This window comes from Deefgea chitinilytica (assembly GCF_016881405.1).
GTDB classification, from domain to species: Bacteria; Pseudomonadota; Gammaproteobacteria; order Burkholderiales; family Chitinibacteraceae; genus Deefgea; species Deefgea chitinilytica.
The window spans coordinates 1-25314 of record NZ_WOFE01000010.1 but is presented as its reverse complement, the minus strand read 5'-3'; the positions used below and the strand labels follow the sequence as shown (position 1 = coordinate 25314).

The 25314-nt window shown below is 49.3% G+C and carries 22 protein-coding genes; 9 read left to right on the top strand and 13 right to left on the bottom strand.

Annotation, left to right across the window (positions count from 1 at the left end; all coding sequences use genetic code 11):
• Window positions 1-16: 16 nt before the first annotated feature.
• A complete protein-coding gene (locus tag GM173_RS14225; RefSeq protein WP_203572054.1) occupies window positions 17-184 on the bottom strand; it encodes a hypothetical protein in 168 nt (55 codons plus the stop codon).
• Between GM173_RS14225 and GM173_RS14220 the strand changes: the two genes are divergently transcribed.
• Together GM173_RS14220 and GM173_RS14215 are read left to right on the top strand one after the other, a co-directional pair.
• Window positions 183-1385, top strand: coding sequence for an amino acid aminotransferase (locus GM173_RS14220; RefSeq protein ID WP_203572053.1), 1203 nt, complete (start codon window positions 183-185; stop codon window positions 1383-1385). The two genes, GM173_RS14225 and GM173_RS14220, sit on opposite strands and share 2 nt — an antisense overlap.
• Window positions 1386-1675: 290 nt before the next feature.
• Entirely contained in the window at window positions 1676-2134 is a 459-nt protein-coding gene (locus GM173_RS14215; RefSeq protein ID WP_203572052.1) for a hypothetical protein, read from the top strand.
• Window positions 2135-2955: 821 nt separating this feature from the next.
• On the opposite strand, the gene dnaJ is transcribed toward GM173_RS14215, so the two are convergent.
• The 5 genes from dnaJ to nhaR form a co-directional block, all read right to left on the bottom strand.
• Entirely contained in the window at window positions 2956-4080 is a 1125-nt protein-coding gene (dnaJ, locus tag GM173_RS14210; RefSeq protein ID WP_203572051.1) for a molecular chaperone DnaJ, read from the bottom strand.
• Between the two features lie 38 nt (window positions 4081-4118).
• Entirely contained in the window at window positions 4119-4475 is a 357-nt protein-coding gene (locus GM173_RS14205; protein ID WP_308439606.1) for a four helix bundle protein, read from the bottom strand.
• Window positions 4476-4499: 24 nt separating this feature from the next.
• Entirely contained in the window at window positions 4500-6419 is a 1920-nt protein-coding gene (gene dnaK, locus GM173_RS14200) for a molecular chaperone DnaK (protein ID WP_203572050.1), read from the bottom strand.
• 221 nt (window positions 6420-6640) lie between these two features.
• On the bottom strand, window positions 6641-7195 hold the full coding sequence (gene grpE / locus GM173_RS14195; RefSeq protein WP_203572049.1) for a nucleotide exchange factor GrpE: 555 nt from the start codon (window positions 7193-7195) through the stop codon (window positions 6641-6643).
• Between the two features lie 69 nt (window positions 7196-7264).
• A complete protein-coding gene (gene nhaR, locus GM173_RS14190) occupies window positions 7265-8173 on the bottom strand; it encodes a transcriptional activator NhaR (RefSeq protein ID WP_203572048.1) in 909 nt (302 codons plus the stop codon).
• A 108-nt stretch (window positions 8174-8281) separates the two neighbouring features.
• On the opposite strand from nhaR, the gene GM173_RS14185 reads away from it, so the two are divergent.
• The 6 genes from GM173_RS14185 (at window position 8282) to GM173_RS14160 (ending at window position 14334) form a co-directional block, all read left to right on the top strand.
• The gene (locus tag GM173_RS14185; protein WP_203572047.1) at window positions 8282-8614 is read left to right on the top strand and encodes an HPF/RaiA family ribosome-associated protein; all 333 of its coding nucleotides are present in this window, start codon (window positions 8282-8284) and stop codon (window positions 8612-8614) included.
• Window positions 8615-8661: 47 nt separating this feature from the next.
• Window positions 8662-9105 carry a TerB family tellurite resistance protein gene (locus GM173_RS14180; RefSeq protein ID WP_203572046.1) on the top strand — a complete coding sequence of 148 codons (444 nt, stop codon included), beginning with the start codon at window positions 8662-8664 and terminating at the stop codon, window positions 9103-9105.
• Between the two features lie 41 nt (window positions 9106-9146).
• On the top strand, window positions 9147-10139 hold the full coding sequence (locus tag GM173_RS14175; protein ID WP_203572045.1) for a TerC family protein: 993 nt from the start codon (window positions 9147-9149) through the stop codon (window positions 10137-10139).
• 442 nt (window positions 10140-10581) lie between these two features.
• On the top strand, window positions 10582-11862 hold the full coding sequence (aceA, locus tag GM173_RS14170; RefSeq protein ID WP_203572044.1) for an isocitrate lyase: 1281 nt from the start codon (window positions 10582-10584) through the stop codon (window positions 11860-11862).
• A gap of 101 nt (window positions 11863-11963) precedes the next feature.
• Window positions 11964-13535: a malate synthase A gene (gene aceB / locus GM173_RS14165; protein WP_203572043.1), complete on the top strand. Its 1572-nt coding sequence runs from the start codon at window positions 11964-11966 to the stop codon at window positions 13533-13535.
• A 193-nt stretch (window positions 13536-13728) separates the two neighbouring features.
• Window positions 13729-14334 (top strand): glutathione S-transferase N-terminal domain-containing protein, encoded by a 606-nt coding sequence (locus tag GM173_RS14160; protein WP_203572042.1) that lies wholly within the window; start codon window positions 13729-13731, stop codon window positions 14332-14334.
• Between the two features lie 49 nt (window positions 14335-14383).
• Here the strand turns inward: GM173_RS14160 and GM173_RS14155 are convergent, their stop codons facing one another.
• The 7 genes from GM173_RS14155 to GM173_RS14125 form a co-directional block, all read right to left on the bottom strand.
• Window positions 14384-15472, bottom strand: a complete 1089-nt coding sequence (locus GM173_RS14155; RefSeq protein WP_203572041.1) for an ABC transporter ATP-binding protein — start codon at window positions 15470-15472, stop codon at window positions 14384-14386.
• A gap of 79 nt (window positions 15473-15551) precedes the next feature.
• The gene (locus GM173_RS14150; RefSeq protein WP_203572040.1) at window positions 15552-16406 is read right to left on the bottom strand and encodes a carbohydrate ABC transporter permease; all 855 of its coding nucleotides are present in this window, start codon (window positions 16404-16406) and stop codon (window positions 15552-15554) included.
• A 156-nt stretch (window positions 16407-16562) separates the two neighbouring features.
• Window positions 16563-17462, bottom strand: a complete 900-nt coding sequence (locus GM173_RS14145) for a carbohydrate ABC transporter permease (protein WP_203572039.1) — start codon at window positions 17460-17462, stop codon at window positions 16563-16565.
• A gap of 102 nt (window positions 17463-17564) precedes the next feature.
• Window positions 17565-18809 (bottom strand): ABC transporter substrate-binding protein, encoded by a 1245-nt coding sequence (locus tag GM173_RS14140; RefSeq protein WP_203572038.1) that lies wholly within the window; start codon window positions 18807-18809, stop codon window positions 17565-17567.
• A 298-nt stretch (window positions 18810-19107) separates the two neighbouring features.
• The gene (locus GM173_RS14135; protein ID WP_203572037.1) at window positions 19108-19752 is read right to left on the bottom strand and encodes a response regulator transcription factor; all 645 of its coding nucleotides are present in this window, start codon (window positions 19750-19752) and stop codon (window positions 19108-19110) included.
• Window positions 19749-22079, bottom strand: a complete 2331-nt coding sequence (locus GM173_RS14130) for a PAS domain-containing sensor histidine kinase (protein ID WP_203572036.1) — start codon at window positions 22077-22079, stop codon at window positions 19749-19751. The genes GM173_RS14135 and GM173_RS14130 overlap by 4 nt, the downstream gene beginning before the upstream one ends.
• A gap of 117 nt (window positions 22080-22196) precedes the next feature.
• Entirely contained in the window at window positions 22197-23651 is a 1455-nt protein-coding gene (locus GM173_RS14125) for an aminoacyl-histidine dipeptidase (RefSeq protein ID WP_203572035.1), read from the bottom strand.
• 361 nt (window positions 23652-24012) lie between these two features.
• Between GM173_RS14125 and rquA the strand changes: the two genes are divergently transcribed.
• Entirely contained in the window at window positions 24013-24720 is a 708-nt protein-coding gene (gene rquA / locus GM173_RS14120) for a rhodoquinone biosynthesis methyltransferase RquA (protein ID WP_203572034.1), read from the top strand.
• Window positions 24721-25314 lie beyond the last annotated feature (594 nt).

Below are 25314 nucleotides of genomic sequence, written 5' to 3'. Positions count from 1 at the left end.
TGGCTTTTTTTGAGCCTTATTTAATGAAATCGACGTTAAATGCCACTAAAAACCGCAAAAGAATCGACTTAGCGGCAGCGATGCCTAGCGCCTCGCAGGATTGAATCGTGCTAAAATCGTGCGAACCTTGATAGCAATAGAAGGCAAAACCGCCTTTTTTCTTTATCTCAATGGAGCTTTGCATGTCGTCCTCGATTTTTTCCGCCGTAGAAATGGCCCCCCGCGACCCCATCTTGGGTCTGAACGAATCTTTCAACGCCGATACCCGTGACTTTAAAGTCAACCTAGGGGTCGGCGTTTACTTTAATGACGAAGGCAAAATTCCTCTATTGGCAGCAGTAAAATCGGCGGAACAAGCACGCTTGGCAGCACAACCGCCACGCGGCTACCAAGCCATCGAAGGCAACCCAGCGTACAACGCAGGCGTGCAAAACTTGTTATTCGGTGCAGAAAGCGAATTGATCGCCGCTGGCCGCGTTGTAACAGCGCAAGCCTTGGGCGGCACTGGCGCACTGAAAATCGGTGGCGACTTCTTGCAACGCCTGAACCCAAATGCAACCGTTTACATCAGCAACCCAAGCTGGGAAAACCACCGCGCAATTTTTGAAGCAGCAGGCTTCAAAGTAGGCGATTATCCATACTACGACGCAGCGACACGCGGCGTTGATTTTGCGGCGATGAAAGCGTTCTTGTTGGGTCTGGAAGCTGGCTCGATCATCATCTTGCACGCTTGCTGCCACAACCCAACTGGCGCTGATATGACTGACGCACAATGGGGCGAAGTCGTTGAAGTATGCCGCGAACGCGGTTTGGTACCATTCCTTGATATGGCCTACCAAGGTTTTGCTGAAGGCATCGATGCAGATTCAGTCGCAGTGAAAGCCTTTGCAGCATCTGGCTTGCAATTCTTTATCTCTAGCTCATTCTCAAAAAGTTTCTCTTTATACGGCGAGCGCGTTGGCGCATTGTCGATCATCACAGCAAGCAAAGAAGAATCTGGCCGCGTATTGAGCCAATTAAAACGCGTGATCCGTACCAACTACTCTAACCCACCAATCCACGGTGGCGCAGTGGTTGCTGCAGTTTTGGCCAGCCCAGAATTGCGCGCGATGTGGGAAGCCGAACTCGGTGAAATGCGCGTACGTATCCGCAGCATGCGCTCTGGCTTGGTTGAAAAGCTCGCAGCTCGCGGCGTGGCGCAAGACTTCAGCTTCGTAACGCAACAACGCGGTATGTTCTCGTACACCGGTTTGACTGCAGCGCAAGTTGAAAAACTACAAACTGAATACGGCATCTACGCCGTATCAACAGGCCGTATCTGCTTGGCTGCGCTGAACAACAAAAACATCGACTACGTCGCCGATGCGATTGCAAAAGTGCTCTAAACCAATTGGCAGTAATCTGAACTAAAAAATGGCCAGTGAAATCACTGGCCATTTCTTTAAGCGGATAAAATGCTCGTATCTTCAATTCACCACACCTAATTCAGTGCGATCCAAAAACGATCAAGTTAGGGCCACTCTAGGCCAGAACCGGAAATTGAATTGTTCCAGTTGGTATTTGAACTTGCACAAACCTAAATTCAATGCGGCATTTAATTGAGCCCAATCTGCGCACTCCTTAGTATTCGTGTGTGTTTATTAACAAACAAAGTATTAATTAATTTAGGATAAAAATGCATTCGATACCTGATATTGCTTTATGGAAATGTGCCAATGACTATCAAGAGGTGGCAGAACTCTGTGTTTCACATGGTTTAATCAGGGCATCTGCTGTAAATGCATCATTGGCGATTGAAATTTATCTTAAATGCTTCACTTCTGAGGAGGTTCTTAAGGATGTTTATAATGGCATGGCAAAAGTTAAGTATTCCAAATCGATTAGGGAGCATAATCTTCTTAAACTATTTAGGAAAATAAAACCAGAATTGCGAGAAATGATTCTTTTTGAATCGAAACAGCTAGATTCAAATGTTGATTTATTAGTTCTACTGAAAAAGTATAAGGATTTCTTTCTCTGTGGCCGTTATGCTTACGAGGAAAATTCAATTCCAATCGCACGTTCAGAAGTTGCTGATTTAGCAAAGCATCTAAGAGCCGTTGTTGAGAAAATCGGCCTTAAGCTAGAAGTGTAGAGTCATAGGTTGGGATAAATCGAATACTACCCTAGAACACTACCCTATGTTTATCGCAATTGTGGTGCTTTACAAACTGATCATCGACCTACAAAACCTTCCGCTTTGAGTCGATTTGAGCCACTGCAAAACTCCCGAACAAAAATGGCCATGTTCAGACTTTGTGTTGATATTATTTCGCGTTCACCGAGCAGGGGATTTTAAAACCCCTCATATCAAGCCGACGAAATCGGTGCAGATATATGGGTCGCCTTCTTTTGCTTACTTTTCTTGGCGAAGCAAGAAACAGTAAGTCCCCGTCGCGGATTGCGACTGTAAAACACCGTGCACCCTGAGGGTGTGGGCTTTGCTAAGCCGCCAGCGGCTAAGCGACACCACACCGCAGGCACTTAAAACCATCAACACCAAATCTGAACATCGCCAAAAAAATTGATGTATTGCCATGCAAGCATTGATAAGCAATGCCTATAAGCCAATACACCATCACACCACCTAACAACCAATAATAAAAAAGACACGAGTTCATTCTCGTGGCTTTAATTATTGAATCCAGCTCCGTAGCTCCGATTAGCGTAGCGTAATCGGAGGAATAACTTGCGTACGATTACGCTACGCTAATCGTACCTACCTGCTGATGCTTGCGCTTCGGGTCGACTTCAGCCACTGCGAAGCATTAACCATAAAAATCGATGTATTACCCTAAATGTATTGATAAATAATACATACAAGCAAATACCTACTATATTTTCAAACTAGCACAGCAATCAATAAAAAAGCCACGAGTTGAGTCTCGTGGCTTTGCTTATGGTATTGCTGGCCAATTAGCTTGCGAAGAAGTCCTTCACTTTATCCATAAACGATTTGGCACGTGGATTGTGTTTGTCCGAATCGCCTTGGCTAATATCTTCAAACTCTTTGAGCAACTCTTTTTGGCGGGACGTCAGTTTGACTGGCGTTTCTACGACCACATGGCACATCAAGTCGCCAGTAATCGCGCTACGAACGCCTTTAATCCCTTTGCCACGCAAGCGGAATACTTGGCCGGTTTGCGTTTCTGGTGGAATCGTAATCCGCGCTTTGCCCGACAGCGTTGGGATTTCGATTTCGCCGCCCAATGCTGCGCAACTAAAGCTGATCGGCATTTCGCAGTGCAAATCATTGCCTTCGCGATTGAACACCGCGTGTTCTTTCACGTGAATCACGACGTACAAATCGCCCGGAGGCCCACCATTGACACCCGCTTCACCTTCACCGCTTAAGCGGATACGGTCGCCTTCATCAACGCCAACCGGAATCTTAACCGCCAGTGTTTTATGCGTTGCAACGCGTCCAGTGCCTTTACAATTGCGACATGGATCAGGAATATACTTACCCGAGCCATGACACGTCGGGCAGGTTTGCTGCACGCTGAAAAAGCCTTGCGATACACGAACTTGGCCGTGGCCGCCGCAGGTGTGGCAGGTTTTTGCCTCGGTACCCGGTTTCGCTCCTGTACCATGACAAACATCGCATTCATCATGCGATGGAATCTTGATTTGCTTTTCAACACCGCGCGCCGCTTCTTCTAGCGTGATTTCCATGTTGTAACGCAAATCGGCACCGCGGTAGACATTGCTGCGACCACCGCCACGCCCTGCACCGCCACCAAAAATATCGCCAAAGATATCGGCGAAATCACCAAAGCCACCGCCAAAGCCGCCACCGCCCATACCGGCTTGCTGGTCAACACCCGCATGACCGTATTGGTCGTAGGCGGCACGCTTTTGGTCATCAGACAAAATTTCGTAAGCTTCTTTTGCTTCTTTAAATTTGTCTTCCGCTTCTTTGCTATCCGGATTGCGATCCGGATGGTATTTCATCGCCAGTTTGCGATACGCTTTTTTAATTTCGTCGTCTGAGGCGTCGCGATTAACGCCCAGCACGTCGTAAAAATCTTTCTTTGCCATATTGTGTGAGGTGTGAGGTGTAAGGTGTGAGGAGTGCCTTATTCATCCCGCTTCAGCGAGCGAATTAAGCCTCCGAGCAAACCAAACACGTCATTCAAACCTTCCTCCATTTGATTTGAGGGTTCAGCCAGTTGCAGACGGCAAACAAGCAGATACTGGGTTTCCAGTTCGCTGAGCGAGCCGCGAGCAATCCCAAGAAAATGCCCGAATTCCTTTGCAGTCATCCGGGCAGCACCTTCAGCAATATTGCTCGGCACAGACACAGCAGCACGCCGCATCTGGCTGGTCAGGTTGAAAGCTTCATCGCGTGAGAGAGTAGAGGTAAACGCATATACCACCTCAACTAGCCGCATGGCAGCCTGCCATGCCAGCAAATCGTGGTGCTTACGCTTCACCCCTCACTCCTCACGCCTCACTCCTTACTTGCCGTCTTTTACTTCAGTAAATTCAGCATCAACCACGTTGCCGTCGTCTTTTGCTTGCTCGCCTGCTGCTTGTGCACCTGCTTCTGGGGCAGCTTGCTCAGCGTACATTTTTTCAGCAACTTTGTGGCTTGCTTGCATCAGCGCTTCAGTTTTAGCTTCGATAGCGGCTTTGTCGTCGCCTTTCACGACTTCTTCCAGCTCTTTTACCGCAGCTTCGATCGCTACTTTTTCATCCGCAGTCACTTTGTCGCCTGCATCGGCCAACATTTTAGTCACTTGATGAATCATGCCTTCGCCTGCATTGCGCGCTTGCACCAATTCCATCAATTTTTTGTCTTCTTCAGCATTCAGCTCAGCATCTTTTACCATTGCTTCGATTTCTGCTTCAGACAAACCTGATGATGCTTGAATCGTGATTTTGGCTTCTTTACCTGATGCTTTGTCTTTCGCACCCACGTGCAAGATACCGTTGGCATCGATATCAAAAGTCACTTCAATTTGTGGCACACCACGTGCTGCTGGTGGAATGTCGCCCAAGTTAAATTGACCCAATGATTTATTCGCCGATGCTTTTTCACGCTCACCTTGCAAGACGTGAATCGTTACTGCGCTTTGGTTGTCTTCTGCGGTCGAGAACGTTTGCGATGCCTTAGTTGGAATCGTGGTGTTCTTTTTGATCAGCTTAGTCAAGACGCCGCCCAAGGTTTCGATACCCAATGACAATGGGGTCACGTCTAAAAGCAAGATGTCCTTGCGGTCTCCCCCGAGTACCGCGCCTTGCAATGCTGCACCTACCGCAACCGCTTCGTCAGGGTTCACGTCACGGCGTGGCTCTTTACCGAAGAACTCTTTTACCGCTTCCATCACTTTTGGCATACGCGTTTGACCGCCAACCAAAATCACGTCATCGATATCCGATGCTTTCAAACCTGCATCTTTCAATGCAATCTTGCATGGCTCGATTGAACGAGCGATCAAATCATCTACCAGCGATTCAAATTTCGCACGGGTGATTTTCAATACCAAGTGTTTTGGACCTGTTGCGTCCATTGTCACGTATGGCAAGTTGATTTCAGTTTGCGCGCCGCTTGATAATTCGATCTTGGCTTTTTCTGCTGCTTCTTTCAAACGTTGCAATGCCATTACGTCGTTTTTCAGATCAATGCCTTGCTCTTTCTTAAATTCAGCAATGATGTAATCCATCAAACGTTGGTCGAAATCTTCACCGCCCAAGAATGTATCGCCATTCGTTGCCAATACTTCAAATGCAGTTGAGCCATCCACGTCAGCGATGTCGATAATCGAAATATCAAACGTACCACCACCCAAGTCATACACAGCCACTTTACGGTCGCCGCTGCCTACTTTGTCCATACCAAACGCCATTGCCGCAGCAGTTGGCTCATTGATAATGCGTTTTACATCCAAGCCTGCGATGCGGCCTGCGTCTTTAGTGGCTTGACGTTGGCTATCGTTGAAGTAGGCAGGAACCGTAATCACGGCTTCAGTCACTTCTTCACCGAGGTAGTCTTCGGCAGTTTTTTTCATTTTGCGCAAGATTTCAGCAGAAATTTGCGGTGGAGCCATTTTTTTGTCGCGCACAGAAACCCAAGCGTCGCCATTGTCAGCTGCTACGATTGAGAAAGGCATCGAATCGATGTCTTTTTTCACTTCTTTGTCGACGAATTTACGGCCGATCAAACGCTTTACTGCGTACAAAGTGTTTTTTGGGTTGGTTACCGCTTGACGCTTAGCTGGTGCACCCACCAAGATTTCGCCGTCTTCTAGGTAAGCGATAATTGATGGTGTGGTACGCGCGCCTTCGGCGTTTTCAATCACTTTTGGTTGACCGTTTTCGATCACAGAAACACATGAGTTCGTTGTACCTAAGTCGATACCAATAATTTTTGCCATTTTTGTCTTTTCCTTTCATTTAACGTTGCGGCTCGTACCGACTCACGCTCACAAACTTATGTCCTAAATCGACAGCAGGCTGTGCAAATAAAAACACAGACACTGATCGATGGATGGTTTGCAATCGGATTTGGGCAGAGCTGGTTGTTTAATTAACCTTAATAATCAAGTGGGGATTGCCATTAGCATTTCAAGCCCACCCGATTACTAATGTTGCATATTTATTTTCCCGCCGACACAATCACCATGGCCGGACGAATCACGCGACCCGATAATTCATAACCTTTTTGCATCACCTGAATCACCGTATTGGCTTCTTCGTCAGACGGCGCCATAGAGATGGCTTGGTGTTTGTTTGGGTCTAATTTTTCACCAATTGGATTAATTTCCAATAGATCAAATTTCTCAAACACCGTCGTCAAGCTTTTCGCGGTCAGATCAACCCCCGTTTTTAAACCTTCAAAATTGCCCGATTGATCCAGCAAAGCCATATCGATGGCGTCTTTCACTGCAATCACTTCACGAGCAAATTTTTCAACGGCAAATTTGCGGGTTCTTTCGTTTTCTTCAAGAGCACGGCGGCGTGCATTTTCCGCTTCAGCGCGAACATACAAAATATCCTGACGTGCTTTTTCTAAATCGGCCAATGCTGTAGCCAATTGTGTATCAAGCTGGTTGTCACCCTCTGCGACAGTTTCCGCAGCAACAGTTTCAACTGTCTCTAAGGTCTCTGCTACGACTTCGTTATTTTGATTTGGCTGATGGTCTTGGCTCATTCTTTTAACTCCATTATTACGTTCCAGTACCAAATGGGGATAACCCCATTCTTTTCAAGGGGAATAGACCTAGACAGCCACGGCAAATAATTCATGGCGCGCTCTCTCTGTTACTGCGATCACCGCAGGATGTCGCAATTGGCGCTGCACCGAAATCGCATAGAACTGTTCCTTAAGCTCGCTAATTTTACCGTGTATGCCTACTTGATATTCTTGGCTAATGCTTTGGGCCAGTACGGTTGGCACGACAAAGAACCCCGCACCTGCCTTGCCGAATGCTTTGAGCAAGGCGCCATCGTCAAACTCGGCAACAATTCGGGGTCGGATACGAGCACGCTCCAACCAAGCTTCGAGTCGTGGCCGTATAACAGCATCTGCACCGGGAAGTAAAAATGGCGCACCATGTAGCGATTGAGGAAAATCGCCAGCCCATTGAGCACAAAGGGAAGCCGTGCCAAGTACACTCAATGTACTTTCACCTAATAAATGGTTAAAGCCCCGGATATTGGCCTCTGGTGGCAAAGGGCGGTCTGCTAGAACCAAGTCCAACTTATGCGTTGCCAAATCAGCGAGCAGATTAAGCAAGCGACCTTCGCGACAAATCAGTCGCAAGGGATAATCCATTTGTAAAGCGGGTTGCAGCAACTCAAACGCCACGGTCTTGGGCACCATATCACCAATACCTACCCTGAATTCTTGCCTCAGACCTTGCGGACCAAGCGCAATTGCCTCCTGCAGCTCCTCGCCAAGACTAAACATCTCGTCCGCATAACTTTGCACCAAGCGCCCCATTTCAGTCAGAACGAGCTGACGACCATCTCTACGAAAAAGTGGACTTCCTACTTGCTCTTCCAGCGCCTTGAGTTGCCCACTAACCGCCTGAGGCGTCAAAAAAAGGCGCTCGCTAGCGCGAATCACGCCACCTGATTTGCAAATAACCCAAAAGTAATACAAGTGCTTGTAGTTAATTGAATGCACAGCGCAAATATTCCAAAAAAATGAATACAAAACCAAGAATATACGATTTTTATTCATTTTTATTGAGGATTATATTGGCCATATCACATAAACCCTTGGAGCAGGAAAATGAAAATTGAAATCATCAGTAAAAATCCTGAGCTGACCCACAATCTACAGACCCATATTGCGCGGCAAGTCGAATTTGGCTTAAGTCGCCTAAGCAGCCATATCCGCAAAGTATCCGTTCGCCTAAGCAACATAGATGGACCGCATGGAGGCGTGGTCCAACGTTGCCAACTTGTCATCAGTCTGAATCAATTACCTGATGTCATGGTTGAAGATGTAGCCAGTGACTTAATTTTTGCAATTAATCGCACAGCGGATCGTGCTAACAGAACCGTAAGCCGAAAAATTAACCAGATTCATCGTGTGCACTCGACGATGCAAACCAGCTACTGAGTTTCCACTTCATTGAACTAGCACTTTTTTACCGCAGGAGAACCATAATGCGCCGCTATGCCTTAAATAGTCATGAAGCTGTATGTCGTTTACTTGCCCTATCGCTCGTTTCTGATGGCGGTCTAGATCAATCTGAGTTTCAAGCCTTGCATGACAGCAAAGTGCTGACCCAACTGGGAATTAGTGAGAAAACGCTTCATCAGGTGATGCAAGGACTATGCGATGACCTGCTGCTGTACGGTAATGGCTTGGGGCAACTTGAGCTTGATGAGATTTTGATAGATCAATTGCTAGCTGAAATTGACGAGCCTCGACTACAAGTGAGTGTTCTGCGCGCAATGCTAAGCGTGGTCGATGCGGATGGTTGGCTAGCCGATGGCGAAGCCGTGTTGATTGCGAGAGCCATGGCATGTTGGCAATACGATTGGTACGCAGTTCAGCCCGTAGTGAGCAAACCGCGGGCACAACGCAGCGCAACCCGAAGTGGATGAAATAATCACTAATCCTAGTCAATTAAGAAGGGGTAAAGAAAATGGAATTACTAACGCAGATCTGGCTTGGTCAGCCCATCTGGTTGTGGCTATCTTTCTTAAGCATTGTGCTAGCACTGTTAGCGTTCGACTTGGGCGTCTTACACAAAGAAGATCACGAAATTGGCGTCGCTGAGAGCTTAAAACTATCGGCATTTTATATCACTGCCGGCTTGCTTTTTGGTGCTTGGGTTTGGTGGTATTTGGGCTCAGTCTCTGGGATGGAATACTTTACAGGTTTCCTGATCGAAAAAAGCCTGTCGCTAGACAATGTGTTTGTGATCTCCCTGATTTTCACCTACTTTGCAATACCGCGCATTTATCAACACCGGGTGCTCTTTTGGGGAATTCTCGGGGTGATTGTGCTGCGGGCAATCATGATCGGTCTAGGAGCAACACTGGTCGCCCAATACTACTGGACACTATATATATTTGCCGTGTTCTTGATTTTTACTGGGCTAAAAATGCTATTTTCCAGCGATAAAGTGACAGACATGAGCAAAAACCCGCTGCTCAACTTCTTAAGACGGCATCTACGCGTGACGGATCGCTTGCACGAACAGAAGTTTTTCATTCGAGCGCCAGAGAAGGAAGGGAGTGAAAAAACAGCATTATGGGCCACGCCGCTATTTTTAGCGTTGATTATGATCGAAATCGTAGATCTGATCTTTGCGGTAGATAGCGTACCGGCGATTTTTGCGATTACCACAGACCCGTTTATTGTTTACACCTCCAACATTTTCGCTATTTTAGGTTTACGCGCATTGTATTTCGCGCTGGCGGCAGTTATTCACCGCTTTCATTACCTCAAATACGCATTGGCGCTGGTACTGGTGTTTATTGGCTCGAAGATCTTCTTGGGCGATTTCGTCTTCGACGGCAAAGTGCCTCCCGCACTTTCTTTGGCGGTAACTTTTGGTCTACTTGTCGCCGGCGTCTTATTCTCGCTCTGGAAAACACGACAAACGCTAACTTTAAAGTCCGACTCAATTTAAGACGAGCAGCGATAAAGCCCGCTCCATAGCCGCCGCGACAGACCAACCGGAGTTGCCGTCATTCGGCACCTCCGGTTTTTATTATTTCGCGACACGATATTTCTTTCTGTTTGGTCATACAAACAACACACAGTAGTTTGACCCAATCATAAACAAATCAATAACCCCCTCACCAGCAGAGCCAATCCAAGATTAGCAAGCCAGCACTACGGACAAGCCCCAATATGTAGTCAAAAATTTTCGACTACACTATGGTGCATCGCAATAATTTATTGCGGTGCAAAAAAAACCTGCTTCAATTAAAAGCGATAAGTATTGGTGCAAAAGTTTTATCGCAAGGTGTCGACGCCGCAGACAGTACATCCTAGTACGACAAGGCAAGACAACGAATATTAAGAAAACTTTGCCTACCTGCTTAAGCCCTTACAACACGGAGATCAGTATGAGCACGCAAGCACAACGCATCGCAGCAATCGAAAACGACTGGCAGACTAACCCGCGTTGGCAAGGCATTAGTCGCCCTTATACCGCCGCAGATGTCGAACGACTGCGCGGCACTTTGCAGCAGGAATACACGCTCGCCACGCATGGCGCGAATAAACTTTGGCGTCTGATGCATGACACACCATACGTGCATGCCTTGGGTGCGCTAACCGGCAATCAAGCGATGCAACAAATCAAAGCCGGACTCAAAGCCATCTACTTATCCGGTTGGCAAGTCGCTGCCGATGCCAACTTGGCCGGTGAAATGTATCCCGATCAATCGCTGTATCCAGCCAATTCAGTACCGCAAGTGGTGCGCCGCATCAATAACACGCTGGCGCGCGCCGATCAGATCAATCATTCGGAAGGCGACGACAGCATTGATTTCTATGCGCCGATTGTGGCCGATGCCGAAGCTGGTTTTGGCGGCGTGCTCAATGCATTTGAGCTGATGAAAGCGATGATTGAAGCCGGCGCAGCAGGTGTTCACTTTGAAGACCAACTCGCTTCAGTAAAAAAATGCGGCCACATGGGCGGTAAAGTGTTGGTACCTACTCGCGAAGCCATTGAAAAACTCGTTGCGGCGCGGCTTGCCGCCGATGTGATGGGCGTGCCGACGATTATCGTGGCGCGAACTGACGCCGAAGCCGCTGATTTGCTGACCAGCGATGTCGATGACAACGACAAGCCATTCTGCACCGGTGAGCGCACGATGGAAGGCTTTTATAAGACGTATCCAGGCCTAGAGCAAGCAATCTCTCGCGGTCTGGCCTATGCCCCTTATGCTGATCTAGTTTGGTGCGAAACTGGCAAGCCAGACTTGGAATACGCCCGCAAATTTGCCGCAGCGATTCACGCCAAATTCCCGGGCAAATTATTGGCCTACAACTGCTCGCCGTCATTTAACTGGAAGAAAAATTTGGATGATGCAACGATTGCCAAGTTCCAAAAAGAACTCGGCGCACTGGGTTACAAATTCCAGTTCATTACCTTGGCTGGTTTCCATGCGCTCAATTATGGCATGTTCAATCTTGCGCACGGCTATGCCCGCAATGGCATGTCGGCGTTTGTTGAACTACAAGAGGCCGAATTTGCCGCCGCCAATCGTGGCTTTACCGCAGTGAAACATCAACGGGAAGTCGGCACTGGCTATTTTGACCAAGTCACCCAAGTGATTCAGCAAGGTAAATCATCGACCACGGCGCTGACAGGGTCAACCGAGGCCGAGCAATTTCATTGATGTATTTAATGCTAGAAAATATTAAATAAAGGCCAGCAAGCAATACCCACATGGCAGATCCACGGATCTGCCATCTCTGCCTTCTGCTTGGGAGTATCACGATGAATATGCGAATTAAAGGCCAAACCAGCCTTGAGGTGAGCAGCGTACTCACCCCCGCCGCACTCGATTTTTTAGTCAAACTGCATCGCCAATTTGAGCCCCGCCGCCGTGAGCTGATGGCGGCACGCAGCGCGCGCCAAGCGCAGCTCGATGCGGGCATCAAACCAGATTTTCTGCCAGAAACGGCACATATCCGTGCTGGCGACTGGCAAATTAGCCCGCTACCTGCCGATTTACTCGATCGTCGCGTTGAAATCACCGGCCCCGTTGAGCGCAAAATGATGATTAATGCGCTCAATTCGGGTGCGAAATCCTTTATGGCCGATTTTGAAGATTCCAACACGCCGACTTGGGACAATCAAATCCTTGGCCAGATCAATGTGCGCGATGCCTACCGCCGCGAAATCAGCTACACCAGCCCGGATGGCAAGCAATACACGCTCAACGATGAGATCGCGACCTTGATTATTCGCCCACGCGGCTGGCATTTGCTGGAAAAACACCTCGAGGTCGACGGTGAAATCATGTCGGGCTCGCTATTCGATTTTGGCTTGGTGGTGTTTCACAATCTGCAATATCGTCTGAGCCAAGGCACGTCGTGTTATTTTTATCTGCCTAAAATGGAATCGCATTTAGAAGCACGGCTATGGAACGATGTCTTTACTTGGGCCGAGGCCGAGCTAGGCGCGCCGCATGGCTGCATTAAAGGCACGGTACTGATTGAAACCATACTCGCCGCGTTTGAAATGGACGAAATTCTGTACGAACTGCGCGAACATTCATCAGGGCTGAACGCCGGTCGCTGGGATTATATTTTTAGCTGCATCAAAAAATTCCGGATGGACAGCAACTTCTGCCTTGCCGACCGCAGCCAAATCACGATGACCGTGCCGTTTATGCGCGCGTATTCATTGCTGCTACTGAAAACTTGCCATCACCGCGGCGCACCTGCAATCGGTGGTATGTCAGCGTATATTCCAGTCAAAACAGATCTCGCTGCCAACGAGCGCGCAATGAATCAAGTTCGCACCGACAAAGAACGCGATGCGGGTGATGGTTATGATGGCGGTTGGGTCGCGCATCCGGGTCTGGTGCCTGTCGCAATGGCAGCATGGGATGCGGTCTTGGGGGGCAAGCCGAACCAAATTGACAAACAACGGCCTGATGTTGTCAGTGCGGCAGCTGATTTACTCAATTTCCAACCCGAGCAGCCAATTACCGAAGCCGGTTTACGTGGCAATATTTCCGTCGGCGTGCAGTATTTAGCATCTTGGCTGGCCGGAATGGGCTGCGTACCGATTCATAATCTGATGGAGGACGCTGCCACCGCCGAAATTAGCCGCTCGCAAATTTGGCAATGGCTGCGTTCCGACAAAGGCGTTTTGGTCGATGGACGCAAGGTCACCGTTGAGTTGTTTAAGCAATGGTTGCCAGAGGAAGTCGCCAAAATTGAAGCACAAGGGCGATTTAGTGCCACGCTCACCGAGGCCGCAAAATTATTCGATCAGATCACCACCGCTGATGAATTTATCGAATTTTTAACGCTACCCGGCTACGCACGTATTGCTTAGGGTCTGTTGACGTTTGGTTTCTCGCCGCGCTGGCAAACCAAACGTCAACAGACCCTAGTCACTATCCTGAAATAAGCAGCCAGCAAAATGCCTCGGAAAACGAGGCATTTTTGTTGTATTCACTGAGATTCACTAGCCTAACTTACCTACGCCCCATAGAATCTTACTTCGGTCTCAAGAGAACTTAATCCAAATGAAGCTCATTACCGCCCTGCTCAGCCCTTTCGGTCGTAAAGTTCGCGTTGTTTTAGCGGAAAAGAAAATCGATTTTGAATTGATCGAAGCCAAGCCGGGCGAGAACGACGAACTCATTCAAACCTATAACCCACTCGGCAAAGTGCCGGTACTGGTGCTCGATGATGGCCGTGTCATTTATGATTCTAGTGTCATTGCCGAACACCTTGATTACCTCTCCCCTGTTTGCAAGCTATTCCCTGCTGATCAACGCCCAATGATCAGCGCCAAACGCACCGAAGCGCTCGCCGATGGTATTTGCGATGCCGCCGTCGCTATCGTGATGGAAACCCGCCGTCCTGCGGCCTTGCAAAGCACTGATTTTATGCAACGCCAGCGCGGCAAGATTACGCGTGGCTTGGCTGCATTAGAAGGCCAGCTCGAAGAAAAACGCTGGTTTGTTGGCGACGCCTACAGCATTGCCGATGTGAGCGTAATTTGCATGCTCGACTACCTCGACCTACGCCTACCCGACATTGCCTGGGCGCAGCACTACCCTGTGTTGCAGCAATACCACCAGCGCGTTTCAGAGCGCCCCGCGCTGATCGAAACCAAGCCTGCCTAAGAAAAAAGCCCCAAAATTCAAATTTGGGGCTTTTTCATTTCCACTCAGACTAAATCCGCATTTCCGTCACCGGATCAAACAGCACCACTTTTTTGGTGTCCAGCACCAGCTTGATGCTGTGCCCTGTTGGCGGAACAACGCGGGGGTGGACGCGGGCGATAACTTCTACCCCGTTGATTTCGGTGTAGACCATCGTATCTGGCCCCGTTGGCTCGGTGATTTTCACTTTGCATTCCAGCGCCGTTGATGCCGCTTCGGCCACATCGAGCTGTTCTGGCCGAATCCCTAATGTGACCTTATCGCCCAAGCGTTGCCGTAATTCAGGGCGCGGCGCGAGTGCCACAAAGTAAGGATTGCCCATACCTTGCAAAGACACGCCAATCTCGCCGTCGTGTTCAACCAAATGGCAGGGGATAAAATTCATTGATGGCGAGCCAATAAAGCTCGCGACAAATAAATTGGCGGGGTTTTCATAAATATCTTGCGGGCGACCAAATTGCTGAATGATGCCGTCTTTCATCACTGCAATTTTGTCACCGAGCGTCATCGCTTCGATTTGATCGTGCGTCACGTACACAATGGTGGTTTTCAGCCGTTGGTGCAATTGCTTGATTTCAACACGCATTTCGACGCGCAATTTGGCATCTAGATTAGACAGTGGCTCGTCGAACAAAAACAGCTTCGGATTGCGCGCCAATGCGCGCCCCATCGCGACGCGTTGGCGCTGGCCACCAGAAAGCGCAGCAGGTTTACGATCTAATAAATGATCCATTTGCAGCATTTTGGCGACGCGGGCGATGATTTCATTTTGCTCTGCCTTCGGTACGCCACGCGTCTCCAAACCAAAAGCAATGTTTTGCCGCACCGACATCGTGGGGTACAGCGCATAACTTTGGAACACCATCGCGATATCACGATCTTTTGGTGCCACATTCGTCACTGCGCGATCTGCGATGCACACATCACCCGTCGTTGGGCTTTCTAAGCCAGCAATGATATTCATCAACGTCGATTTACCGCAGCCCGAAGGCCCCACCAAAATCAGAAATTCACCGGACTCAATCTCGATATTAATGCCTTTCAAAATCTGCGTATCGCCGAAAGTCTTCGTGATATTTTTAATGGCCAGAGCGCCCATTTTGTTCTCCTATTGTGTGAGGTGCGAGGAGTAAGGTGTAAGGGCTTTAAGCCCCTGACTCCTTTCCTCTCACTCCCAATTAACCTTTGACGGCTCCTGCCGATAAACCACGTACAAAATACTTCCCGCAGAACACATACACTGCGATGGTCGGTAGTGCAGCGATCAAGGCGGCAGCCATGTCGACGTTGTATTCCTTTACCGTCGTTGAGGTATTGGCCATATTGTTCAGCCCCACCGTAATCGGCTGACTATCGCCCGCAGAAAACACCACGCCAAATAGAAAATCATTCCAGATTTGGGTAAATTGCCAGATCAGCGTCACCATGATGATGGGCGTGCTCATCGGCAAAATGATGCGCCAGAAAATCCGCCAAAATCCTGCACCATCCAAACGTGCCGCTTTAATCAACTCATCAGGAATACCGACGTAGTAATTGCGAAAAAACAGTGTTGTCGAGGCCAAACCGCACACTACATGCACAAACACCAAGCCGGTGGTCGTGCTGGCAATCCCTAGCCAGCCCAAGGTTTGCGCCATCGGTAGCAACAACACTTGGAATGGCATAAACACGCCAAACAAAATCATCGCAAACACCACATTCGAGCCGGGAAAGCGCCATTTGGATAAAACATAACCATTGATGGCACCCAGCACCGTAGAAATCAGCACCGCAGGAATCACCATCTTGACTGAGTTCAGAAAGTAGCCCGACAAGCCTTCGCACGACACGCCGGTACACGCGGTGCTCCAAGCCTTCTCCCACGCGGCAAAACTAATACTTTGCGGGAAAGCCAATAAATTACCGGCACGAATTTCTTCCATACTTTTAACGGATGTCGTGAGCATCACGTACAGCGGAATCAAGTAATACAGCGCCGCAAACACCAGCGCGCTATAAATGATTGCGCGCCAAAAACGATCTTGGGTCATACCAATCTCCCCGATACTTTGAAAACTCGCCTTAAAAGCTGCGAGCGCCCGTCAGAACGGGATGGCCGGAGCGCAGAAACCGGAATGTACGTTTTGTACATGAGGATTTCGAGTACCGCCCAAACCGTTATCACGGGATGCGTAGCGCTTTTAAAATTATGCATTGCCGTCTTTCCTCAATTCTGAATACAGATACGGCACGACGATTGAGGCAACAGCCATCAACATCATCATCGCGCTGGCTGCACCAACCCCCATTTGCCCGCGAGTAAACGCCATTGAATACATAAATGTTGCTGGCACATCCGATGAGTAGCCGGGGCCGCCGCCCGTCAAGGCCATAATCAAATCGAAACTCTTAATCGCGATGTGTGACAGCACCATCAAGGTCGAAAACACCACAGGTCGCAAGGCGGGTAAAATAATTTTCCAGTAGATTCGTGGCAGCGTTGCACCATCGATTTGCGCCGCTTTGATAATCGAATCATCGACGCCGCGCAGCCCAGCTAAAAACAGCGCCATCACAAAACCCGATGATTGCCACAATCCCGCCAACACGACGGTGTAAATCGACATATCAGAGTTAACCAACCAATCAAAAGTGAAGTTGGTAAATCCCCAATCGTGCATCAGCTTTTCGATACCCAAGCCCGGATTCAAAATCCATTTCCACGCCGTACCCGTAACGATGAAAGACAACGCCATCGGGTACAGATAAATCGTGCGAATTGCACCTTCAAGGCGAATTTTTTGATCGAGCAAAACGGCCAACACCACGCCAATGCCCATTGCGCCACCAATAAATAGCGCCGCAAATACCACCAAATTACGAACTGCCACCCACCAGCGCTCATTTTCAAACAACGCGGCGTACTGGGCTAAGCCCGCCCATTCATAATTGGGCAGCATGCGCGATTCGGTGAACGATAAATAACCATTCCACGCGATAAATCCATATAAAAAAACCAAGGTCAGCAAAAACGATGGGGCTAAAACGAGGCGCGGCAGCCAGCGCTCCGCAAACCCATATTGGGCGGTACGGACAGGCGTTGTCATCTTGGTTCTCCGCTTGGAAGCAAAAATAAGATATGGGTATATTGCTAAATAAAATATTTAACAATACCTATAGCAATATACCCACCGTTGAATTACATCAAATTACATCGTTTTCGCTGCTTTAGCCAATTTATCCGCCGCTTCTTTGGCGCTCATTTTGTCGTTGTTCCAGAACTGCGTGACCACATCGAAAAATGCACCTTGCGTTGCGGATTTCATCGCCATGCCATGCGCCCACGATGGCACCAATGTGCCTTTGGCCGAGGTGGCTTTAAAATCTGCGGCCGATTTTTTCGCACACTCGTCAAACTTGCTCATATCAACGCCCATGCGGGCAGGGATAGAGCCTTTATTCAAGTTAAACAACTCTTGGAACTGTGGGCTCATCAAGGTCGTTGCCAAAGCTTGCTGGCCTTTCACGACGTCTGGATTTTTCAGTTTAAACATCGCAAAACTGTCGATATTGAAGGTATAAGCGTTTTCCGTTCCTGGTGCAGCAACACAGATAAAATCTTTACCTGGTGCTTTACCGGCCGCCATAAATTCACCTTTGGCCCAGTCACCCATAAATTGCATACCCGCCTTACCATTAATCACCATGCTAGTGGCCAAATTCCATTCGCGGCCGGCGCTGTTTTTATCGGTAAACGGTTTGATTTTTTTGTAAGTTTCCAGCACTTTGACCATTGTTGGGCCACTCAAAGTACCCGGATCAAGCTGGATAAAGGCTTTTTTATAGAAATCAACGCCACCAACACCCAAAGCAACCGATTCAAACACGGTGCTGTCTTGCCAAGGCTGACCACCATAAGCGACTGGCTGGATGCCCGCTTTTTGTAGTGCAGCAGCGGTGACAAAAAACTCATCCCATGTCGTTGGGACTTTGGCATTCGCTTTTTTAAGTAGCTCAGGATTGACCCACATCCAATTCACTCGGTGTACGTTCACTGGCGCAGCCACGTACTGGCCTTTGAATTTCATCACGTTAGAAACCACAGGTGGCAGCAATTTATCCCAGCCACCTTTTTTGGCGACATCATCAATTGAAGCCAATACGCCTTCACTACCCCACTCTTGAATCGATGGGCCTTTAATTTGAGCTGCGGCAGGCGGGTTGCCGGATACGACGCGTGTTTTCAGTGCCGTCATCGCGTTTTCACCACCACCACCGGCGACGGCAAAGTCTTTCCATGTGAAGCCTTGCGCCTCCATCATGCGTTTTAACTCAGCGACCGATTTAGCTTCGCCGCCCGATGTCCAAAAATGTAGCACTTCCACTTCGGCTGCATGGGCTGCCAACGTCAAACCCATACCTGCCACCAACAGACCCAATTTAGTAAGGCGCATTATCGTGTTCTCCAGATTTTTGTTTTACCGAGAGCAGCCTTGCCTTCGGTTGTAGTCAGAATACGCAGACTACACCATGATGCAAATCAGGTAATCACCGGACAGGTATTCAACCTAGGGTGAATGCCTTATCAGGAGTGAGGTGTGAGGTGTGAGGTGTGAGGTGTGAGGTGTTTTTAGTTTGGAACTCAAATGTATGCTCGCATAAGCATTCATTATCAATGCATAAAAATAAATACTTCGTAGTTATTTAATAAATTGGGGAAGGGGCCAACTCCTCGCCCCTTCACTTCTCACTTCAAACAAACCATTCGCTGGCCGGAATTTCTTTAAGCATGGCGGCTAATTCCATCGCCGAATGCACACGCATTTTGGTGAAAATTCGGGCGCGGTGCACTTCAACGGTTTTGGTGCTGATATCAAGTCGATCCGCAATTTGCTTATTCAATTTACCGAGCAATATTTCTTGCAATACTTCGCGCTCACGCGGCGTGAGATCCGCCAATAATTCGACGACTTTTTGCTGATGTTTGGCACTGCCACGGCGTTGCAAATCCTCGCTTAAACAAGCTTGGACACGAGCCAGCAATTGTTCTTGGTCGCACGGTTTTTCCATAAAATCGCTCGCACCATCTTTCAATGCATTGACCGCCATCGGTACGTCACCATGCCCAGTCAAGAAGATCACCGGCGGCAAATAACTACCTTCGCGTAATTCGGCAAATAGCTCCAAGCCGCTCATGCCCTCCATACGCACATCAACGATTAAACAGGCAAAACGACTGACATCGCCTTCGTCCAAAAACGCTTCTGCAGATGAATAAGTCAACACAGGGCAATCGTGGGTTTCTAGCAATAAGCCAAGCGAATCGCGCACGGCCTCATCATCATCAATCACCGCGACAGTTCGTATCGGTGTAGCGGCAGGCGTAACGGCTTTCATGGTGTATCCTCATTGATATTGTCAGTATGAAGTGGCAAGCGAAAACGCATTTGCGTTCCGCCGTCCGGATTCGGTTCGGCCCATAAATGGCCTCGATGCTGCTCGATCACTGAGCGGCAGATATTTAACCCCATGCCCATGCCTTCGGACTTGGTCGTATAAAACGGCTGGAATAGTTGCGCAGGGTCAGCCAAACCACTGCCGTGATCGAGCACCGTGACTTGCAACATCTCATCGTGTACCACAGCGCGCACGATAATTTTTCGGCGAGCGACCGGTGTTTCGCTCATGGCTTCCAAGCCATTTTTAATTAAATTAAGCAACACTTGCTCCAACATCACCGCGTCACCATCAAAGCTCGGTAAGTCCGCGGGAATATCCAGCACAATATTCGCTTTCAGTTTATGTGCAGTTGGCCCTAACAGCTGTAGTGGCACACTAATTAACTCATTGAATTCACACACTTCGCGTGTTGGGGCGCGTTTTACAACGAACTGCCGAATCCCCCGAATAATCTGCCCAGCACGGCGGGCTTGCGCGGTCATCTTCACCAAGGTTTCTTGCACCTTGCCAATCGGTGGATTGGGTTTGTAGAGCATGGTTTCGCATGCGGCGCTATAGCTGGCAATCGCCGCCAAGGGTTGATTGAGCTCATGCGCCAAACTCGAAGCCAGCTCGCCCATATTCACCAGCCGCGCCGTGTGTTGCACCATATCGTTGCGCGTGCGCTCCAACTCTTGCGCTTGCTGCCTAGCGGTAATATCAGTGCAAATTTCCAAAATCGCGCTGCGATTGCCGACCCAATCAACAATCCTTTGCTCAATTTGGTAAAGCCGCCCTGTCACCGCATCCACAGTTTCAAATACACCATCTTCAAACGACATCGGTGATCGCCACTGCAACAGACAATACGCTTCGGCATTTTGCGGGATAGGGAAAGTTTTACTGTGATGCCGATTGCGATACAGCATCACCCCCGTTTCCAGATCGCTCACCGACACCGCGACCTCCAAGCCTGCCAGCACCGTTCGCAATTGCTGGCGTGAGCTCGCCAACGCTTCGCGCTCTTGTTTGAGTTCGGTAATGTCATACATCGACGCCATCCAGCCGCGATGCTGACCATGACTATCAATCAATTTAGACGAATACAGCCGCACATCAAAGCGTTCGCCATCATTACGCATAAAGCGCAGCTCGAAGCCATTGGCTGGGCAATCGCCGAGCAAAATCGATTGATACGCACGCGCGCACTCATCGATACATTCCGGCGGCCAAAATGGCATCGGCGGCTTGGCTCCGACCAATTCTTCTTCTGACCAGCCGACCATATCGGCAAACGCACGATTCACGTAGCTGAGCTTGCCATCGGTATCCATTGCGCGCAGGCCAGTCACCAATGAGTTTTCCATTGCCGAGCGAAACAAAATTTCATCGCGTAAAGCGGATTCCGCTAATTGCCGCTCACGCATTCGCTGCCGCAATAACTTTAAAGCCCACAGCAACAGCAACAACAACGCCGAAATCAAGCCAACCAACCAGAAATTAGCTGGCTTGCTGACCGGATCAACCGCTTTAGCGAGCAAGCGTAAATTCTGCTGAGACACGCCACCAAATGGCACTTCACGGACATCGTCGCCGGTCAGTTGGGCGTGATAGCGATTGGGTGCAATCACTTGATTATTGCTATCGACCAATTGCAATTGATAGCGCTGTACCATCCACCACGGCACACGCTGCAACAGCAACACCGACAAGTCATACACAGCCAGCACTGCACCTTGATATTCAGTTTGATGAAAAAACGGCACCACATGCACAATCTGCGGCGAACTACGCCAAATCACATTAGTCACCATCGGGTAACCCAGCGTCGCCGCGCCATCGATAACTTCAGTCAGTAGCGAATCATCCAGCGCCACCAAGCTTTCAGGGCGACGGGCAAAATTGGGAAAACCATCACCGCGCTCACCCTTGGCATTCACCCATTCAATCGAGATAATTTCGGGATTGGACTTCATCAAACTTTCAGCGCGCGCCCGAAAATCGGCTTGGCCAAAGCTATCAGAAGCCAGGCCATAGGCGAGGTTTTCGAGCACATTTTGATTACTTTGCAGGCGGCCGCGGATCTCTTGCTCTTGCCAGAGCAAGTCTTGCGCCATCGTCGCTTCGCGCTGAAACACATCGCGCCGATAGTCTTGCCATGCGTACAGCACCGTCGCGCTGAGTAAGGACGCAATCGCCAAATACGCCAAAGCCCACGGCCAATTGCGCTGGATTTTTCTCTGCAGACTTTGCGGCCAATTCGACCAAAAACGCCAATTTTTCATAGGGAGAGGATACGATAAAGTCGCTTTAATACCCCATACAGTAATACCCAGACAGCAGAAAAACAAAAACCCCGCTTCAATCAGCAGGGTTTTTGGATGATGTGTGCGAAATTGCGCTTAATTTCGCGGTGGAACCGCCGCCAAGCTGGCTTTTAGCAATTCCCAAAATTGCGCCACCGACGCAATCTCAACGCGCTCATCCGGCGAATGCGCACCACGAATCGTCGGGCCGAACGACACCATCTCGATCTGCGGATACGCCTTGCCAATCAAGCCACACTCTAAACCAGCGTGTATCACTTTGACTAATGGCGCAGCACCATGCAAAGCCTGGTAAGCCTGTTGCAGCACCAGCAAAGCACGCGACTGCAAATTAGGCGCCCAGCCCGGATACGCACCACCACTTTCCACCGAGAACCCCGCCAGACGCGACACTGCACGAATCGTTTGCGTCAATTCCGCTACGCCAAAATCAGTCAGTGAGCGCACCATCAAGACCGATTCAAAGCGTCGCCCATCAAATTGCACCACGCCCAAATTATTCGAGCTTTCCACCACGCCAGCGACTTCATTGCTCCAGCGGCGAATTCCATGCGGCAAAGCCAGCAACAAGTTCACCACTTTGGCGCTCTCATTGGCGGTGAGTACTTGCTCTGCCTGCTGCTCGGTAATTTGCAGCTTAATTTGTGGCTCAACAGCGCTCAGCGCTGACTGCCACTCAGCCAAACATTGCTCGGCCACCATGCTAAATTTCGCGGCATCGCAAGCAGGAATCGCCACACGAGCAAAAGCTTCCCGTGGCAAAGCATTGCGTAATGAGCCGCCACGCAAACTCACTAAACGTAAATCAAACTGGGGTATAGCCCTAAACAAGAAACCAGCCAAAAGCTTGATGGCATTACCCCGCTCAAGATGGATATCCACCCCCGAATGGCCGCCCTTCAAGCCGGTAATCGCAATCTCGCGCACTACCCAGCCCGCTGGCATGTTTTCTGGGTTTAGCGTTTGGCTGACGGTCACATCGACGCCACCAGCACAGCCCACGTACAGCTCACCCCAATCTTCGGTATCTAAATTAAACAACAGCTCGCTTTGCAACCAATCGGGCTGCAAACCTTTGGCGCCCGTCATGCCGGACTCTTCATCGATGGTTAGCAAGACCTCAAGCGAGCCATGCGCCACATCGGTACTTTCCAAAATCGCCAAGGCCGAGGCAACGCCAATCCCATTATCCGCACCCAAAGTCGTGCCATCCGCATGCAGCCAGCCATCGGCGATATAAGTTTTAATTGGATCAACGAGGAAATCGTGCACCGTCGCTTCATTTTTCAAAGCCACCATATCCAAATGGCCTTGCAACACGACGCCGATGCGATTTTCCATTCCCTTGGTCGCCGGCTTGCGAATCAATAGATTTCCGACTGCATCCAGCTCATTGGCCAAACCCAAACCATCGGCCCATGCCTGAATATGCGCGCGCAGCGCCGCCTCATGATGCGAAGGACGTGGATAGCCACACAGCACCGCAAAATGCTGCCACAACAAGCTAGGCGCAATATGTCGACAATTCATAAAACCTCTCAACTCCATTCTTTCAAACCCAATCTACGGGAATTTGCCCATTTTAGCTGCGGCATTTTAAGCATTTGGTGTTTTTACACAGTGGGTGTATTCCCGAATATCAGCCGAATGTTGCATTGCAGCATAACACCCAACAAGGTATAGACGCATAACGATTCAACCACAAGTGATAAGTCGCCATACCCATGCAAATCGAGCCAATTTCCCGTACATCGGCTCATCGCGCCATTCACCAAAACACAACACTTCACTGAGTTGGGCATGGATTTAATTAATCTGAATTTGGTTTAACGCAAACTCAGGCTACCTCTTTTGACTTAGTCTTAAGCTCACCGTATAAGGAAATGCCGCCATGACGCAAAATCATCCCAAACTGATTACTGACCCCTACTATGACGGCGTTCCCGAATACATGACCGAAGTCTATGACTGGGCTTATGTCGACCCGAAATGGGTCAAAGCGCTCGATCGCAACATCGTTGTCCGCGTGCTGTTATTTTTGAACGATCAACGTTTGATGCGCATGTACCTCGATGAAATCCAACCCGGCATGCGCGTATGGCAATTGGCGCACGTGTATGGCGACTTAGTCGCCCGCGCCGCACAACGCGTCGGCCCCGCTGGCGTGTTTCACCTGACCGACATCACGCCGATCCAAATCGAACACGGCAGCAGAAAGCTCGCCGGAATGGATTGGGCTAAAGTAATTCGCAGCGACGCTGCAACCTTTGAAGGCGTTGGCGACAACTACAACCTGATTTGCAGTTTCTTCTTGCTACATGAAGTGCCCGACGACAAAAAACGCGAAATCGTCGATCACATGCTGGCGAAATTACCCAAGGGCGGCAAAGCGATTTTTGTCGATTACCACAATCCCAAGAAATGGCAGCCGATTCGTTACATCCTCAAGCTGGTTAACCATTGCCTAGAACCATTTGCCAATGCGCTCTGGGAAAACGAAATCCAGCATTACGCCAGTGATACAGCCAAGTTTACTTGGAAGAAAAAAACGATTTTTGGCGGGGTGTATCAATGCGTCATCGTGGAGCACGCGAAGTAAATCGGGTATAGCTGTACTGTTGGCGGCACGCATCCTAGATGGCAATTGTCTGGCGATGCTCAGATTGCGCGTTGATGATTTTAAGTGCCTGCGGCACAGTGTTTTACAGTCGCAATCCGCGACGGGGACTTACTTCTCTTGCTTCGCCAAGAGAAGTAAGCAAGAGAAGGCGACCCTAGTATCTGCGCGGGCTACGCCCGTTCCCTCGCTGCGGACAATCGAGTCGGCGGCTGCGGAACTCGGCCTTCGGCCTCAAACAGTCCTCGCCGAAACCCCGCCCCGCTTTTCCTCGCTCGGCTTGACACAAGGGATCTTGTGCAGCTCAATGTTTTTTGGAATTAAACAGATGTATTGCCTTCTAGGCATTGAAATTCAATCTCTACAATTAAATACACCTAAAATATTTTAGACTCGTCAGTCCGACGAAGGCCGGAATCCAGCTGCAAATGCAGCCGAAACGCCGCTCTGGATACCAACCTTGCCTATAGGTACGCAGAGCGTCGCCGGTGTGGCGATCACAAGTAAAAAAATCAGCAACGCTTACCTAGCGCCAGCCCGACACCAAGCACGGCAATCGTGGATTCATGGTTTTTC